Origin of the sequence: Vibrio sp. HI00D65, assembly GCF_001635455.1 — a bacterium.
Taxonomy (GTDB): domain Bacteria; phylum Pseudomonadota; class Gammaproteobacteria; order Enterobacterales; family Vibrionaceae; genus Vibrio.
On record NZ_LWEH01000255.1, the window covers coordinates 26,723 to 43,388 of the forward strand.

The 16,666-nt window shown below is 45.2% G+C and carries 11 protein-coding genes and 10 tRNA genes; all 21 read left to right on the plus strand.

Annotation, left to right across the window (positions count from 1 at the left end):
• Positions 1 to 133: 133 nt before the first annotated feature.
• Positions 134 to 622, plus strand: a complete 489-nt coding sequence (locus tag A3712_RS17115) for a hypothetical protein (RefSeq protein ID WP_063524406.1) — start codon at positions 134 to 136, stop codon at positions 620 to 622.
• Positions 623 to 874: 252 nt separating this feature from the next.
• Positions 875 to 3,457, plus strand: coding sequence for an alanine--tRNA ligase (gene alaS, locus A3712_RS17120; RefSeq protein ID WP_063524407.1), 2,583 nt, complete (start codon positions 875 to 877; stop codon positions 3,455 to 3,457).
• 214 nt (positions 3,458 to 3,671) lie between these two features.
• Positions 3,672 to 4,862, plus strand: a complete 1,191-nt coding sequence (locus A3712_RS17125) for an aspartate kinase (protein WP_063524408.1) — start codon at positions 3,672 to 3,674, stop codon at positions 4,860 to 4,862.
• An 88-nt stretch (positions 4,863 to 4,950) separates the two neighbouring features.
• Positions 4,951 to 5,148 carry a carbon storage regulator CsrA gene (csrA, locus tag A3712_RS17130; protein WP_004415691.1) on the plus strand — a complete coding sequence of 66 codons (198 nt, stop codon included), beginning with the start codon at positions 4,951 to 4,953 and terminating at the stop codon, positions 5,146 to 5,148.
• Between the two features lie 475 nt (positions 5,149 to 5,623).
• Positions 5,624 to 5,716 (plus strand) — tRNA-Ser (locus A3712_RS17135).
• 43 nt (positions 5,717 to 5,759) lie between these two features.
• Positions 5,760 to 5,836: transfer RNA gene (locus A3712_RS17140), tRNA-Arg, on the plus strand.
• 44 nt (positions 5,837 to 5,880) lie between these two features.
• A tRNA-Ser gene (locus tag A3712_RS17145) sits at positions 5,881 to 5,973 on the plus strand.
• Between the two features lie 89 nt (positions 5,974 to 6,062).
• Positions 6,063 to 6,139, plus strand: a tRNA-Arg gene (locus tag A3712_RS17150).
• A gap of 53 nt (positions 6,140 to 6,192) precedes the next feature.
• Positions 6,193 to 6,269: transfer RNA gene (locus tag A3712_RS17155), tRNA-Arg, on the plus strand.
• Positions 6,270 to 6,348: 79 nt separating this feature from the next.
• Positions 6,349 to 6,425: transfer RNA gene (locus A3712_RS17160), tRNA-Arg, on the plus strand.
• A 52-nt stretch (positions 6,426 to 6,477) separates the two neighbouring features.
• Positions 6,478 to 6,554: transfer RNA gene (locus A3712_RS17165), tRNA-Arg, on the plus strand.
• 58 nt (positions 6,555 to 6,612) lie between these two features.
• Positions 6,613 to 6,689 (plus strand) — tRNA-Arg (locus A3712_RS17170).
• A gap of 57 nt (positions 6,690 to 6,746) precedes the next feature.
• A tRNA-Arg gene (locus A3712_RS17175) sits at positions 6,747 to 6,823 on the plus strand.
• A gap of 56 nt (positions 6,824 to 6,879) precedes the next feature.
• Positions 6,880 to 6,956: transfer RNA gene (locus A3712_RS17180), tRNA-Arg, on the plus strand.
• A 375-nt stretch (positions 6,957 to 7,331) separates the two neighbouring features.
• Positions 7,332 to 7,589, plus strand: coding sequence for an oxaloacetate decarboxylase subunit gamma (locus A3712_RS17185; protein WP_063524409.1), 258 nt, complete (start codon positions 7,332 to 7,334; stop codon positions 7,587 to 7,589).
• Between the two features lie 31 nt (positions 7,590 to 7,620).
• The gene (gene oadA, locus A3712_RS17190) at positions 7,621 to 9,408 is read left to right on the plus strand and encodes a sodium-extruding oxaloacetate decarboxylase subunit alpha (protein ID WP_063524410.1); all 1,788 of its coding nucleotides are present in this window, start codon (positions 7,621 to 7,623) and stop codon (positions 9,406 to 9,408) included.
• 9 nt (positions 9,409 to 9,417) lie between these two features.
• Positions 9,418 to 10,548, plus strand: coding sequence for a sodium ion-translocating decarboxylase subunit beta (locus A3712_RS17195; protein WP_063524411.1), 1,131 nt, complete (start codon positions 9,418 to 9,420; stop codon positions 10,546 to 10,548).
• A gap of 153 nt (positions 10,549 to 10,701) precedes the next feature.
• On the plus strand, positions 10,702 to 11,655 hold the full coding sequence (locus A3712_RS17200) for an NADP-dependent oxidoreductase (protein ID WP_063524412.1): 954 nt from the start codon (positions 10,702 to 10,704) through the stop codon (positions 11,653 to 11,655).
• 6 nt (positions 11,656 to 11,661) lie between these two features.
• A complete protein-coding gene (locus A3712_RS17205) occupies positions 11,662 to 12,123 on the plus strand; it encodes a YqaA family protein (protein WP_063524413.1) in 462 nt (153 codons plus the stop codon).
• A 9-nt stretch (positions 12,124 to 12,132) separates the two neighbouring features.
• Positions 12,133 to 14,991 (plus strand): M16 family metallopeptidase, encoded by a 2,859-nt coding sequence (locus A3712_RS17210; protein WP_063524414.1) that lies wholly within the window; start codon positions 12,133 to 12,135, stop codon positions 14,989 to 14,991.
• Between the two features lie 100 nt (positions 14,992 to 15,091).
• Entirely contained in the window at positions 15,092 to 16,660 is a 1,569-nt protein-coding gene (gene gshA / locus A3712_RS17215; RefSeq protein ID WP_063524415.1) for a glutamate--cysteine ligase, read from the plus strand.
• The last annotated feature ends 6 nt before the right edge of the window (positions 16,661 to 16,666 follow it).

Sequence of the window (16,666 nt, forward strand, 5' to 3'; positions counted from 1 at the left end):
TTAGGCGAAACTGTATGGATTACAATATTTTGCTGAACCTAAGCAGGTTTCAGTCTACGCTTATAATTCCAATGCTTGCTGAGGATAATAGGCAAGTAAGTAGAGAATTAAATCAGATACAAGGTGTCACGCATTGATAAAACCTAAGCCTGCAATTTTTGTCATGATTTCAGCGTTAGGTGCATTGATTCTGGCAATTGTCTTACTCATTCAACCTATCTCTTTAAGAGGGAGCCAGTGGGCATGTAACCTCAAACACTTGGGCTTTGTTACGCCATCGTATGCGCGGTACTCTGAGTTGAATGAATTTATGCTGTACTCGTTTAGTTCTGACGAAGATTTTTTTGTTAGCGATAGGATTCAAACTCTGAATCAGCACGGGGTAGTTGAAACGGCAGAGGTTGTGTTTGTCGGGAAATATACATTGCAAGATAACCATTTAGAAATGGTGTTTAATGAAGTGAACTTCAGGCATAAACATCCGAATGACATGATCAATCGTAATCAGGCACTGTATAAGGGTTTTACGATTCAATACGATATTGAATTGGATGGTGATTTTCTTTACCTGTTCTCAGCTAATAACAGCGAAGAGTTCAATCATATCTGTACTAAGCGCTAGTCTTCCCAAATCATCCACTCCTAGCGCAAGTGCTTGCTTGTCAATGTTTACTAAAGCTTCTCCCATCAACATTCACCCTACCGTTTTTCTTCATATCTACTTGTCACAACCTAGTTGAATATTCTTCAGTTTCGCTAATTCCAACTAAAATCCTACCCAAGGGCGTCTTTTCTACAAGAAAACTAGTCGAAGCCTTAACCATGATCTACAATACGGCAAAATTTTAACTCGACTATTTTCAGGAAGAGCTGCATGTACATGAGCACTGATGAGGTTCGCAACGCGTTCCTTAAGTTCTTTGAGAGCAAAGGACACCAAATCGTAGACAGTTCATCGTTAGTTCCACATAACGATCCAACCCTGCTATTCACTAACGCAGGTATGAACCAATTCAAAGATTGTTTCTTAGGCGCCGAAAAGCGTGCCTACACTCGAGCGACTACGGCTCAACGTTGTGTACGTGCTGGCGGTAAACACAATGACCTTGAAAACGTAGGTTTCACGGCTCGTCACCACACATTCTTTGAAATGCTTGGTAACTTCAGCTTTGGTGATTACTTTAAAGAAGACGCGATTGCGTTTGCTTGGGAATTCCTAACAGAAACTCTACAACTGCCAAAAGATCGTCTATTGGTAACGGTATATGAGACAGATGACGAAGCATTCGATATCTGGAACAAGAAAGTAGGTGTACCTGCTGACCGTATCGTTCGCATCGGCGACAAAGAAGGCGGTAAACAGTTCGAGTCTGACAACTTCTGGACAATGGGTGACACAGGTCCTTGTGGTCCATGTACTGAGATTTTCTACGATCACGGTGAGCACATTTGGGGCGGCCGTCCAGGTACTCCTGAAGAAGATGGTGACCGTTTCATCGAGATCTGGAACAACGTATTCATGCAGTTCAACCGTCACGCAGACGGCACAATGGAACCGCTACCTAAGCCTGCTGTTGATACAGGTATGGGTATTGAGCGTATCTCTGCAATCATGCAAGGCGTTCACTCAAACTACGAAATCGATGTATTCCAAAAGCTAATCAAAGCAACGGCTGAAACGATCGGTTACGAAGACCTATCAAACCAGTCGCTACGCGTTATCGCTGACCACATCCGTTCTTGTTCATTCCTGATCGCTGATGGCGTTATGCCTTCAAATGAAGGTCGTGGTTACGTTCTACGTCGTATTATCCGTCGTGCAGTCCGTCACGGTAACAAGCTAGGTGCACAAGGCGTATTCTTCCACAAACTTGTGGGTGTACTAGCTGAAGTAATGGGTTCTGCAGCAGACGAGCTGAAGAAGCAACAAGAGCTTGTTGAAAAAGTACTTCGTATCGAAGAAGAGAACTTTGGTCGCACACTAGAGCGCGGCATGGTTATCCTGAACGAAGCACTAGACGCACTTGAAGGCAAAGAGCTAGACGGTGAAACAGTATTCAAACTTTACGATACCTACGGCTTCCCAGCTGATTTAACTAACGACGTAGCTCGTGAGCGTGACTTCACTATTGATGAAGAAGGCTTCGAGAAGGCGATGGAAGTTCAGCGTCAGCGTGCACGTGAAGCTGGCCAATTCGGCACTGACTATAACGCGACTATCAAAGTGGAAACTAACACTGAGTTCTGTGGCTACACAGGTACAGAAGGTGCTGGTGAGATCTCTGCACTGTTCGTTGAAGGTGAAGAGGTTGCTTCTCTGTCTGCGGGCGATAAAGCAATCATCATCCTTGAAGAGACGCCATTCTACGCTGAATCAGGCGGTCAATGTGGTGATACAGGTACGCTAAAAACTGCGTCTGGTCTTTTCAAAGTTGAAGACACTCAAAAACTAGGTAACGCATTTGCACACCACGGTGAGCTAGTGGAAGGTGTGTTCGCGAAAGGGGATAAAGTAGAAGCTACAGTAGACGCTGAGCGTCGTGCTGCTATCTCACTTAACCACTCTGCAACTCACTTACTTCACGCTGCACTGCGCGAAGTTCTTGGTGAGCACGTGGCTCAAAAAGGTTCTTTGGTTAAGCCTGACAACCTACGTTTTGACTTCTCTAACCTTGAAGCGGTAACACCTGAACAACTTAAAGAAGTAGAGCGTTTGGTTAACGCGCAAGTTCGTAAGAACCATACAATTGAAACAAACATCATGGACATCGAGTCAGCGAAAGAAAAAGGTGCGATGGCACTGTTTGGCGAGAAGTACGATGATGAAGTGCGCGTTCTGTCTATGGGCGATTTCTCTACCGAGCTTTGTGGTGGTATCCACGCAAGCAACACTGGTGACATTGGCCTGTTCAAGATCACTTCTGAAGGTGGTATCGCAGCGGGTATTCGCCGTATCGAAGCGGTAACGGGTGAAGCTGCACTAGATGCAGTAGAAGCTCAAGCTAACGCTTACGAAGAGAAACTAGCTGAGTCAGCTAAGAAAGCGAAATCTCTAGAGAAAGAAATCCAACTACTTAAAGAAAAGATGGCTGCAGCTGAAAGTGCAAATATCATGGGCAAAGTAGAAGAGATCTCTGGTACCAAGGTATTGGTTGCTGCTATTGAAGGTGCAGACAACAAGAACCTACGTACTATGGTTGATAACGCTAAAAACCAAGTGGGTAGCGGCATCATCCTGATCGCTAACGTGGCAGAAGGTAAAGTTGGCTTGATTGCTGGTGTAACTAAAGATCTTATCGGCAAAGTAAAAGCGGGCGACCTAGTTAAGATGGTTGCAGAGCAAGTTGGCGGTAAAGGTGGCGGTCGCCCAGATATGGCTCAAGCGGGCGGTACTGACGTTGAAGCACTACCTGAAGCGCTTAAATCTGTACGTACTTGGCTAGAAGAGCGTCTTTAAGTTTAAGTAATTGATACAAAGATGCCCAATCAGTTGATTGGGCATCTTTTATTTTGCCTATTGGAAGAGTATCTAAACCAGGTTTGATTGAGATTAGCCAAGAAGTCTAATGTCAACGTTAGACTTCTTGGTTAATTTTTTATTGCTTCGCCATGACGCGGAGCATGTGTTTTTTTGTCATATATAGACATTGGTCTTGGGAAGGTGAGGACGGGTGAAAATGCCTCTTATCGTGCAGAAGTTTGGCGGAACGTCAGTGGGTTCAATAGAACGAATCCAACATGTAGCAGAGAAAATCATTGAAGCGAGAAATGAAGGCAATCAAATCGTGGTTGTGGTTTCTGCTATGTCAGGTGAAACAAATCGGTTAGTTAACTTAGCCACCCAAATCGATAGTGTACCAAATGCTAGAGAATTGGATGTGTTGCTAACGGCCGGAGAGCAAGTTTCCATGGCACTGTTGGCGATGACGCTGCACAAGTTAGGTTATGAAGCGACATCGATGACAGGCTACCAAGCTAGAATTCACACCGATTCGAATCATAACAATGCGACGATTGAGCGTATTGATACTGCTCCTATTCAAGCTCTTTTGGACGATGGCCTAATAGTGATTGTGGCAGGCTTTCAAGGCATCAATGCCAAAGGTGATATCACAACACTAGGTCGTGGTGGCTCTGATACTACAGCGGTTGCCTTAGCAGGAGCTCTGCAAGCCAAAGAATGCCAGATCTATACTGATGTTGATGGTGTTTATTCGTGTGACCCTCGAGTTGTTAAACACTCAAAGAAACTCGATACCTTAGATTTTCCATCGATGGAAGAAATGGCCCGACGTGGTGCTAAGGTGTTGCACCTTCCTTGCGTTCAGTATGCTTGGCAACACAATGTACCATTGCGCGTGCTTTCAAGCTTTGAACAAGGCGAGGGTACACTGATTGCAGGTGACCAGTGTTTGAATGATATTTCAGGCCTGGCTATACAAAGAGATATGGTGCGTATTGAGTGTTTGAATGAGGACCTAGATTCTTTCTTATCGCATTGCCAACTGTTAGGAATTGAAGTCTGTAGTGTGATCGAGGAAACAGATCGGGCAGCACTCATTATCAAACAAGACATAAGTGCCAAATTAAAACTAGTTTTTGATGAGAAAATCCGTAATAGTGAACGGGTTAGTTTGTTAACTGTGGTAGGAAGCCGAACACAAGAAATTGTGGTCAGTTCACATGGATTGTTGTCTGAAGGCGAAATTGATGTACAGCATCACTTATTGCAGCAGCAGTCTTTAACCTTGGTGGTATCACCAACGCAAGTCGATATGGCTGCTAACATATTACACAATGCATACATTGTAGCGCGTGAAGCACAGGGTTATCAAAAAAAGAAGTGCATTTTGGTTAAATAAACTCAATCGATAGTTTACGAAAATATAACTTTTGTTGGATAATGCTCTCGTAGCTAGATAAATTCAGAGATTACTCAAGGAGCAAAGAATGCTAATTTTGACTCGCCGCGTTGGCGAAACACTGATGATTGGTGATGAAGTAACAGTTACTGTACTAGGCGTTAAAGGTAACCAAGTACGTATTGGTGTTAACGCACCTAAAGAAGTATCTGTTCACCGTGAAGAGATCTACATGCGCATTCAAGCTGAAAAAGGTAATGGTAACGTTGCATCTGGCAACTACTAATACTTTGCGTAGAGAAGAGGCTAGCATTACTGCTAGCCTTTTTTGCACTTGGAGTATGAGAAATCGATGTTGGGGTATTGATTCACCGGATAGTGCGTTTGTTTTGATTCCATTGAGTGAATACACCAGTAAGCAGAGTGTTGTCTTAGCTCTTATCTGAAGAAGCTCGTAGCGATATTTATCTGCCACACTTCAAGATTTATTGTGTTCCCCTATAGCGCAAATACGCATCCCGTAGTATTGTTCATCCAGCGGTAGCACTTGCTGCTGGAGAAATTAGATAATTGTTTTTAGCGGTTTATTATTGCCAATCTTTCGCCTTAATTTTTAAGGGAAAAAGCGCGCTTTTGATGTTGTAAGTTCAAATTGCAAGCGCTTTGATTAAATAGCAAACGGTTGAGTGTTTTTGTCCAATTTTTTTCAATAAAGTGTTTGACATATTTTCGGTAAAACGTAATATGTGCCTCCGCAAGACGGTGAGGTGGCCGAGAGGCCGAAGGCGCTCCCCTGCTAAGGGAGTATGTGGTTTGTAGCTGCATCGAGGGTTCGAATCCCTCCCTCACCGCCATTTCTTGCGAGTCTAAACTTAGCAACTTAGACAATGTAAATGTGCGTCCTTAGCTCAGCTGGATAGAGTACCTGGCTACGAACCAGGCGGTCGGAGGTTCGAATCCTCCAGGACGCGCCATTCTCTCTTCTCTTATTTGTAAGTGATGTGAGAATTATGAATTAGGTGAGGTGGCCGAGTGGCCGAAGGCGCTCCCCTGCTAAGGGAGTATGTGGTTTGTAGCTGCATCGAGGGTTCGAATCCCTCCCTCACCGCCATTCGTTACAGGCCGATGGCCTTTTTTTTTCTTCATAGCAAGAAGAATGTGATATATTTCACAACTTCATTCTGAATGAATGAACACCGTGCGTCCTTAGCTCAGCTGGATAGAGTACCTGGCTACGAACCAGGCGGTCGGAGGTTCGAATCCTCCAGGACGCGCCACTATTTAAGGGTCTGTTGATCCTCGTATTGACTCAGTTGATACTAAAACCCGTGCGCTCTTAGCTCAGCTGGATAGAGTACCTGGCTACGAACCAGGCGGTCGGAGGTTCGAATCCTCCAGAGCGCGCCACTATTTTGGGTTTAGTTCTGATAAGAATGTGAATCTCGATATTGATAAATCGTTCGCCGAGAATTAATATCAAAACCGTGCGTCCTTAGCTCAGCTGGATAGAGTACCTGGCTACGAACCAGGCGGTCGGAGGTTCGAATCCTCCAGGACGCGCCACTATTAAGGGTCTGCTGATCCTCGTATTGACTCAGTTGATACTAAAACCCGTGCGCTCTTAGCTCAGCTGGATAGAGTACCTGGCTACGAACCAGGCGGTCGGAGGTTCGAATCCTCCAGAGCGCGCCACTATTTAGGGTTTCCGTTGTGAACTCCTGATATTGCGAATACCAATATCGAAAACTGCGCGTCCTTAGCTCAGCTGGATAGAGTACCTGGCTACGAACCAGGCGGTCGGAGGTTCGAATCCTCCAGGACGCGCCACTCTCTAGGGTTTCCTTGTGAACTCCTGATATTGGAAATACTAATATCGAAAACCGTGCGTCCTTAGCTCAGCTGGATAGAGTACCTGGCTACGAACCAGGCGGTCGGAGGTTCGAATCCTCCAGGACGCGCCACTCTTTAGGGTTTCTTGTGAACTCCTGATATTGGGAATACTGATATCGAAAACTGTGCGCTCTTAGCTCAGCTGGATAGAGTACCTGGCTACGAACCAGGCGGTCGGAGGTTCGAATCCTCCAGAGCGCGCCACATTATTAAAAAAAGCCTCGTTTTTACGAGGCTTTTTTTATGTTCGCTGCATAAATGTTGATTAAATGTTAGAATTGATTAGCATCTAACTTGTTGTATTTTAAGTGGTTATCGAATACTTCCTTGTTATTCCACTTTTCTCATATCATTTCTTAAAAAAGCTCTATTTAAGTCACTGTTTAATTCTCTAAAAATTACATATTTGACAGATTTATGTGATCTGACAGGCGAATAATTAACCTAATGTGTGCGTTATCCGTAACAGAACCTTAAACAAAATTGACAAAGTTTTACCAATCGAGATAATCCAAGGGTCGGGATCACTATTCGCTGAAATCCTGTACATATGTCAGGATGACGAAGAAAGGAAGCAACATGACTAATATTGGAAGCCTGCTAGGAGATGCGGCGACTCTGATGATAACGGGGATGTCCGTTGTCTTTATTTTCCTAACTATTCTAGTTTACCTCGTTCGGTTGATGTCAAAACTGGTACCAGAAGAAGTACCAGAGCCGATCGCAGCACCTAAAAAAATTCAAAAATCACAATCAAACCCTTCAGCTGTTAGTCCACAGGTAGTGGCAGCAATTTCGGCCGCGGTTCATCAATATCGTACGTCGACTGCTAAGTAGCATTTAAAGGATTAAAAAGGAGTTTATGAGCATGTCTAAACCACTAGCTATCACAGACGTGGTACTTCGTGACGCCCATCAGTCACTATTTGCTACTCGTATGCGTATCGAAGATATGCTGCCAATAGCGGCAGAACTGGATAAAGTCGGTTACTGGTCACTTGAGACTTGGGGCGGCGCGACGTTTGATTCGTGTATTCGTTTTCTTGGAGAGGATCCATGGGAGCGTCTCCGTGAACTAAAGAAAGCGATGCCAAACACACCAATGCAGATGCTTCTGCGTGGTCAAAACCTGTTGGGTTACCGTCACTACGCGGATGACGTAGTCGAAAAATTTGTTGAACGTGCCCATAAGAACGGCATGGACGTATTCCGTATTTTTGATGCGATGAATGATGTTCGTAACTTTGAGAAAGCGGTGAAAGCAACGATTGATGTTGGTGGTCACGCTCAAGGTACTTTGTCTTACACAACCAGCCCAGTCCACAACTCAGATACTTGGGTTGATTTGGCTAAGCGTCTGGAAGACCTAGGTTGTCATTCACTATGTATCAAAGATATGTCAGGTTTATTAAAGCCTTACGAAGCTGAAGAGCTAATTACGCGTATTAAAGCGTCGTGTGATGTTCCTCTAGCACTGCATAGCCACGCGACAACGGGCCTTTCTACAGCAACAGCAGTTAAAGCTGTTGAAGCGGGGGTCGATATTCTAGATACCGCTATCTCTTCAATGAGTTGTACCTACGGTCACACACCAACAGAAACGGTTGTGGCGATGCTAGAAGGCACAGATCGTGATACTAACCTTAAGCTGGATCAGATTGAGCCAATCGCTTCTTACTTCCGTGATATTCGTAAAAAGTACGCGAAATGGGAAGGCCAACTAAAAGGTGTTGATTCTCGTATCTTGATTGCTCAAGTTCCTGGCGGCATGTTGACTAATATGGAAGGCCAGTTAAAAGAGCAAGGTGCTGCAGATCGTATGGATGAGGTGCTTGAAGAGATCCCACGCGTACGTAAAGAGCTTGGCTACATTCCTTTGGTAACGCCAACTTCTCAAATTGTTGGTACTCAAGCGGTTATTAACGTACTAACCGGTGAGCGCTACAAGAGCATCACTAAAGAAACAGCGGGTCTATTGAAAGGCGAATACGGTCAAGCACCTGCTGAAGTGGATGCAGAACTGCAAGCTAAAGTATTGGATGGTGCGGAAGCGATCACTTGTCGCCCTGCAGATCTGCTGAAGTCTGAAATGGATGAGCTAACGACTGATTTGCTAGAAAAAGCAAAAGCAGAGGGTATCTCTCTAGCGGAGGATGCGGAAGATGATGTACTGACTTACGCACTGTTCCCACAAGTGGGTTTTAAGTTCCTTAAGAACCGTCGTAATCCTGAAGCATTTGAACCAGCGCCAACGGCAGAAGCTGCGGCTCCTGTGGTAGCTGCGACCCCCGCTCCTGTATCTGGTGGCATTGAGAGCTACAGCGTGAAGGTGGATGGTCAAGTTTATGATGTAGAAGTTGGTCCACAAGGTGAACTTACGTCGGTAGCGCCATCAGCAAAACCAGCTCAAGCGGTAAAAGCTGCGCCGGTAGCGGCCTCTGACGCTGAAGCGGTTCCAGCTCCACTTGCGGGTAACATCTTTAAAGTGAACGTTAAGGCTGGCGCTGAAGTGGCTGAAGGCGATGTTCTGCTTATTCTAGAAGCGATGAAGATGGAAACGGAAGTTCGTGCTGCTCGTGGTGGTATCGTTCAAGAACTGAATGTTAAAGAAGGCGATGCAGTTACTGTAGGCGCTCCACTACTAAGCCTAGCATAAGGGAGTACCATGGAAGGATTGATGACCTTATGGTCTGAAACAGGGATTGCTAACTTCGAGTTCGGCCAGATCTGTATGATGCTGGTCGGTTGCTTACTGTTGTTTTTGGCAATCCGCAAAGGATTTGAACCTTTACTGCTGCTACCTATTGGTTTTGGTGCTGTATTGGCCAATATCCCAAATGCTGGATTTACTGATCCGGGCGGTTTGTTGTACTTCGTCTACTACATCGGTATCGAAACGGGGATTTTCCCACTGCTGATCTTTATGGGCGTGGGTGCGATGACGGATTTTGGTGCGTTGATCGCTAACCCTAAAACCTTGTGGTTAGGTGCAGCTGCTCAGTTCGGTATTTTCGCAACACTGTTTGGTGCGATCTTGCTGAACTACATTCCAGGCATGGAATTTACAATGGCAGATGCTTCTTCAATCGCAATCATCGGTGGTGCAGATGGCCCAACGGCTATCTTCTTAGCGAGTAAGCTCTCTCCTGACCTGTTAGGTGCGATTGCCGTAGCGGCATACAGCTACATGGCTTTAGTTCCTATTATTCAGCCGCCAATCATGAAGGCGTTAACGTCTCCAGAAGAGCGTAAAATTAAGATGGCTCAGCTTCGTCACGTAAGCAAAGGTGAGAAGATCCTTTTCCCACTTGCAGTGTTACTGATGACGATCTTGTTCCTACCTTCAGCGACACCACTGGTTGGTATGTTCTGTTTAGGTAACTTAATGCGTGAAGCGGGAGTGGTTGATCGTCTATCTAAGACGGCACAAAACGAACTGATCAACGTTGTGACTATCTTCCTTGGTTTGGGCGTAGGTTCTAAGCTTCAAGCAGATACCTTCTTAAACTTAGAAACGTTAGGTATTCTCGGCTTAGGTGCGGTGGCGTTCAGTATCGGTACTGCGGGTGGTGTGTTGATGGCGAAGCTATTAAACCGTTTCTCGAAAGAGGATATCAACCCACTGATTGGTGCTGCTGGTGTATCAGCGGTTCCAATGGCGGCTCGTGTTGTGAATAAGGTTGGTCTTGAGGCTAACCCTCAGAACTTCTTGCTGATGCACGCAATGGGGCCGAACGTAGCAGGTGTACTAGGTAGTGCGGTTGCGGCAGGTATTCTATTAGCGCTAGTCGGTTAATGGATAGCTAGGTCATGTATCGTTACGTTAATTGGTCGTCAATTTACGAATGAGCTGTTAACTTAGCCTTATTAAATGGTTTATAGTCGAAGGGATGCTTGTGCATCCCTTTCTTTTATTCGTTAGGTTTTAACTAATTAGGGACGTGTTTAAATGGAAAATAGACAGATAGCGATTACCGAGTTTGGTGGGGTGAAAAACCTTGTACTTCAAACCAGTGTAATACCAGGGCCTAAAGCGGGCGAAGTAGTGGTTAAGGTCTCTTTTTCCGGCGTCAATCCGATAGATGTTAAAACTCGTGCAGGGCTCGGTTGGGCGGCTGCACAAAACAAAGATAACCTACCTTGGGTACCAGGCTACGATATCGCGGGGCAAGTGGTTACGTTAGGTGAACAGGCTGAGCGTTTTACTGTTGGTGATAATGTGGCGGGCTTTATCGGTTTCCCATTGCAAGGCGGTGGCTATAGCCAATATGTGTGTGTACCTGAAACTGCGCTGAGCATCATTCCTAACTCTGTAACGTTAGAAGCGGCAGCTGCTCTCCCTCTAGCTAGCCAAACGGCGGCACAAGCGCTCAATAAAGCGGAAGTGAAAGAGGGTGATCGTGTACTTATCTTAGCGGGTGCGGGCGGCGTTGGACACATTGCCGTTCAAATTGCCGTGGCAGCGAAAGCTGAGGTTTACACCACTTGTAGCGAAGCAAATCTTGATTACCTAGCAACGCTAGGGGCCCATGCTATCAACTATAAATTTGCTCCAGCATCTGAGCGTGTATCGGATGTTGACGTGCTGATTGATTTGGTGGGTGGCGATACGGCGCTTGATGCGTTGAAGTGCCTGAAGGATGGCGCAAGAGTGGTTACCGTTCCGACCCTATCAGCAGAGTTAATCAGTGAGAAGGCAAAACTTTTAGGTTTCACAGCATCAGGTATGTTAGTGGAACCTAACCCAGAGCAAATGGATACCATGCTTTATATGGTGAGTGTTGGATTGCTAAAAATAGAAATTCAAGGTATTTATCCGCTGGAAGAAGCACAGTCGGCTCATCTGCAGGTAGAAACCGGACACACCAGAGGCAAGGTACTGCTTAAGATGCAAGAAGGTTAATATGCAGTGCTAGACTTCTTTAATTCTCTTTTCGAAAACATAGCGCTGTGGTTCTCTGATTCAGCGCTATGGGTCTTATTTATCAGTGGCTTCTTGAGTGCCACCTTGTTGCCCGGCGGCTCTGAAGCGAGCCTTGTCGCAGCATTGAGCTTAGATCAATTCTCAACATCTTCGATCATTCTGGTAGCGACACTTGGTAACACCTTAGGTGGCCTCACCAACTATTGGATTGGTTTGTGGTTGCCTAATCGAACTCAATCAGAAAAGCATGGTCATAAGGCTATGGCTTGGCTAAGCCGTTATGGTTACTGGACTTTACTATTTAGTTGGTTGCCCGTTATCGGCGACCCTTTGTGTCTAGCTGCTGGTTGGCTGAGAATGAAATTTATCCCTAGCGTTATCTTGATTGCGATTGGCAAAGCTGCTCGCTATAGCTTACTTGCTGCTATCTATTTCGGTTTTTTCTAAGGAGAACCAATGAAAAAGGTTTTACTTGGTACATTTTCTCTTATCGCCATTGCTGGCTGTTCTAACAATGTACCTAGCTCAACATCCTTCTTTTCCTCATTACCAGAAGGTGTCACTCTTTTAGAAGAGATTAAGCCTTCTAAAGATAAAGTGGTGATTCCTTATACTAAGTATCAATTGGATAATGGCTTAACTGTTATTCTTTCTCCCGATGATTCTGATCCATTGGTGCATGTGGATGTGACTTACCATGTCGGTTCTGCACGTGAAGAGATAGGTAAGTCAGGCTTTGCGCATTTCTTCGAGCATATGATGTTCCAAGGCTCTGAGAACGTTGGTGACCAGCAGCACTTCAAGATCATTACCGAGGCCGGTGGTTCTTTAAACGGCACCACTAACCGTGACCGTACTAATTACTTTGAGACGGTTCCCTCAAACCAGCTTGAGAAAATGTTGTGGTTAGAGTCAGACCGAATGGGTTTCTTGTTGGATGCGGTTTCTCAGGAGAAATTCGAAGTACAGAGAGGCACGGTTAAAAACGAACGTGCTCAAAGCTATGAAAACCGTCCTTATGGCTTGATGTGGGAACGTATGGGTGAAGCGCTTTACCCTGAAGGACACCCATATTCATGGCAACCAATTGGCTATGTCGAAGATCTTGACCGCGTCGATGTGAATGACCTCAAGGCATTCTTCCTGCGTTGGTACGGCCCAAATAATGCGGTTCTGACAATCGGTGGTGATATCGATGTTGACGATACGCTTGAGTGGGTTAATAAATACTTTGGTCCGATCCCGAAAGGTCCAGAGGTTGATCCTGCTGAGAAACAACCTGCGGTACTAACAGAAGATAAGTACATCACTCTAGAAGATAACATTCGTCAGCCAATGGTATTGGTTGGTTGGCCAACGACTTATCGCGGCGAAGAGACCCAAGCGTCACTGAATGCGCTGTCCAACGTTTTAGGTTCCGGTACTAACAGTTACCTTTACCAAAACTTAGTGAAGACACAAAAAGCAGTGAGTGCAGGCTCATTCCACGATTGTGCTGAGTTGGCATGTACTATGTACGTATATGCGATGGGTAACTCTGGTAAAAAAGGTGACTTAACGGCTCTCAACAAGGAGTTAATGGATACCTTAGATAAGTTCTCGAAAGAGGGGGTTCAACAAGAACGCCTAGACCAGATTACAGGAATGGCCGAAGCGGATGCGGTTTTTGCACTGCAAAGTGTTAAAGGTAAAGTGTCGCAATTGGCATCTAACCAAACTTTCTATGGTCAGCCAGAACGTATTGAGTCCCAGCTGGATCAAATCCGTGCCGTCACGCCTGAAAGCGTTAGCAAGGCCTACCAAGATTTCATCGAAGGTAAGCATAAGGTGACTTTGAGTGTGGTTCCGAAAAAACAGCTTGATTTAGCCGTTCGAGAAGCAACATTTACCGCGCCACCACGTACTTTGCCTGAATACAGTAAAGTAACGGAAGACCAACTGAACTTCAGAAGAGCAACGGACACCTTTGATCGAAGTGTGATGCCTGAGGTGACCTTTGGTGTCGAAGCGACAATGCCAGAGCTGTATCGCATGCACTTTGCAAACGGTACTGATTTGATTGGTACTGAAACCAGCGAAACGCCGACGGTACAAATGCAAATCCAACTATCTGCAGGTGAGCGTTATGTTCGTAAAGGACAAGAGGGCCTAGCAAACCTAACAGCCGCTATGATGGAAGAAGGCTCTACTAAACGAACGGTTGAAGAGCTACAGGCGACCCTAGATAAGTTGGGTAGCAGCGTAAGTATCAGCGCTGGTAGTTACACCACAGATATTTCAATTTCTACGCTAGAGAAAAACCTGACTCAAACCTTAGCGATCGTGCAAGAGGTTTTGCTTGAGCCTAAGTTCGATGAGCAAGACTTTGAACGTGTTAAGAAACAGATGCTAGAAGGAGTGGTGTATCAGCATCAACAACCAAGCTGGATGGCATCTCAAGCAACCCGTGAAGTGCTGTTTGGTGATAGTATTTTTGCTCGTGCGAGTGATGGAACTAAAGAGTCTCTAGAATCGTTAACTCTGGACGATGTAAAACAGTTTTACAGTCAACACTATACTCCGGAGGGAGCTAATATTGTTATTGTGGGGGACATCTCGAAGAAAGAGGTTGGAAAGCAGCTACAATTCTTTGAGGAGTGGCAAGGCGAGGCAGCACCGCTGACACGCCCACAAATTCTTAAAGACCTAACTGAGCAGCGTTTGTATTTAGTTGATAAGCCGGGCGCGCCACAAAGTATCGTTCGCTTAGTTCGTAAAGGTCTGCCTTTTGATGCTACGGGTGAGTTGTATAAGAGCCAATTGGCTAACTTTAACCTAGCGGGGAACTTTAACAGCCGCATCAACCAGAACCTACGCGAAGACAAAGCATATACTTATGGTGCGAGTGGTTACTTTGCCAGTACTCGTGAAACGGGAGCAGTAGTATTTAGCGCACAGGTAAGAGCCAACGCGACAGTGCCATCGATTCAAGAGTTTATTAATGAACTGAATGAGTTTAGCCAAAGTGGATTAACTGACGAAGAGATGAAATTTATGCGCCTTGCCGTCGGTCAACAAGATGCACTCAAATACGAAACGCCAAGTCAGAAAGCTGGGCTGTTAAGTAATATTGTTGCTTTGAGCCTTGATGAAGATTACCTACAACAGCGTAATCAAATAGTTGAGACGGTCTCAAAAGAGACATTGAATGAACTATCGAAGAAATGGTTCGACCCGAATGATTATCAAATAATTGTGGTTGGTGATGCGGCTTCGCTTCGCCCGCAATTAGAAAAGTTAGATATTCCAATAGAAGAGCTTGAAATCATTCGTTAGAGTACACATTAAAGGGAGGAGGGAAGAGGCTCTACTTTTCTCCTCCAACCTAATTTATGATAGTTCTAATCAGAACGATATAAGATAAGTGAACTGAATTTTGACTGATTTTGCTGCGCGACTAAAGCAAGTTGCAACCAACCCTAAGACCTTCTCTCAATTTGGTCGTGGTGTTGAAAGGGAAACATTGCGCTACACGGAAGATGGGCACCTTGCTACTGGGCCGCACCCTAAGGCTTTAGGATCTGCGTTGATGAACGAGTGGGTAACGACTGATTTCTCTGAGTCGCTACTGGAATTTATTACACCTGTTTCAAACGACGTTCCTACTCTTTTGAATCAGTTGTCTGATATTCATCATTTCACACAAACCAAGTTAGACGGTGAAAAACTGTGGCCGCTCTCTATGCCTTGTTATGTTGGTAGCGAAGACTACATTCAGCTTGCGCAATACGGCACGTCTAACAACGGTAAAATGAAAACGTTATATCGTGAGGGCCTAAAACGCCGTTACGGTAGCTTGATGCAGATTATCTCTGGCGTTCACTTTAACTTTTCTTTCCCTGAAAGCTTCTGGGATAGCTTGTTTGGTGAACAAACAGAACAAGAGCGTAGTGACGCAAAATCAGATGCTTACTTCGGTTTGATTCGTAACTACTACCGCTTTGGTTGGTTAATCCCATATTTATTCGGTGCTTCACCAGCATTGTGTTCATCTTTCATCAAAGGAAGAGAAACGAATTTACCTTTTGAAAAGGTTGGTGGGACACTGTATCTACCAAAAGCAACGGCTCTTCGTCTGAGTGATCTTGGTTACACTAACAGCGCGCAAAGCGTATTGAAGATTGGCTTTAATAGCTTAGAGCAGTACCTTGAGGGCTTGAATCAAGCGATTCGCACTCCATCAGAAGAGTTTGCTGAAATTGGCGTTAAGGTTGAGGGCGAATACCGTCAGCTTAATAGCAACGTATTGCAAATTGAGAATGAGCTTTACGCACCTATCCGCCCTAAGCGTGTGGCGAAGAGTGGTGAGAAACCATCTGAAGCGCTGGCTCGTGGCGGTGTTGAGTACATCGAGGTTCGCTCTCTAGACGTAAACCCATTCAGCTCAATCGGTATCACAGAGCAACAAGTTCGCTTCTTAGATCTATTCCTAACCTGGAGTGTGCTAACTGACTCTGCTGAGATGGATAACTGTGAGCTTGAATGCTGGCGCGACAACTGGAACAAGGTGATCCTAGAAGGTCGTCAAGTGGGTCTAGAACTGCAAATTGGCTGTCACGGTGAGCGCTTATCTCTGCAAGATTGGGCGAAGCGCGTGTTCAAAGATCTACGCTCAATTGCTAAGATGATGGATGCTGAACAAGGCGGTCGAGCTTACCAAGAAACCTGCGATACGCTTGAAGTTTGGATTGATAACCCAGAGCTAACCATTTCTGGCCAATTGCTAGAAGAGACTAAAAAGTTAGGTGGCTTAGGTAAAGTTGGCTGTGCACTAGGTAAAACATACGCACAACAACACAAAGCACACCAATACAAAGTGTATTCAGCTGAGCTGATGGAAGCAGAGGTTCAACGCTCTGTGATTGCTCAGCAGCAAAGTGAAGAAGCGAGCACACAAGATTTTGACAGCTTCTTAGCGGATTATTTTTCGTATTTAAAAGCATAGCGAGAC

What these genes read in the sequence shown, in the direction of transcription:
- oadA (WP_063524410.1), top strand. Translation starts at nt 7,621, where the DNA reads ATGTCTAAACCACTAGCTATCACAGACGTGGTACTTCGTGACGCCCAT.
- alaS (WP_063524407.1), top strand. Translation starts at nt 875, where the DNA reads ATGTACATGAGCACTGATGAGGTTCGCAACGCGTTCCTTAAGTTCTTT.
- A3712_RS17200 (WP_063524412.1), top strand. Translation starts at nt 10,702, where the DNA reads ATGGAAAATAGACAGATAGCGATTACCGAGTTTGGTGGGGTGAAAAAC.
- csrA (WP_004415691.1), top strand. Translation starts at nt 4,951, where the DNA reads ATGCTAATTTTGACTCGCCGCGTTGGCGAAACACTGATGATTGGTGAT.
- A3712_RS17185 (WP_063524409.1), top strand. Translation starts at nt 7,332, where the DNA reads ATGACTAATATTGGAAGCCTGCTAGGAGATGCGGCGACTCTGATGATA.
- A3712_RS17210 (WP_063524414.1), top strand. Translation starts at nt 12,133, where the DNA reads ATGAAAAAGGTTTTACTTGGTACATTTTCTCTTATCGCCATTGCTGGC.
- A3712_RS17195 (WP_063524411.1), top strand. Translation starts at nt 9,418, where the DNA reads ATGGAAGGATTGATGACCTTATGGTCTGAAACAGGGATTGCTAACTTC.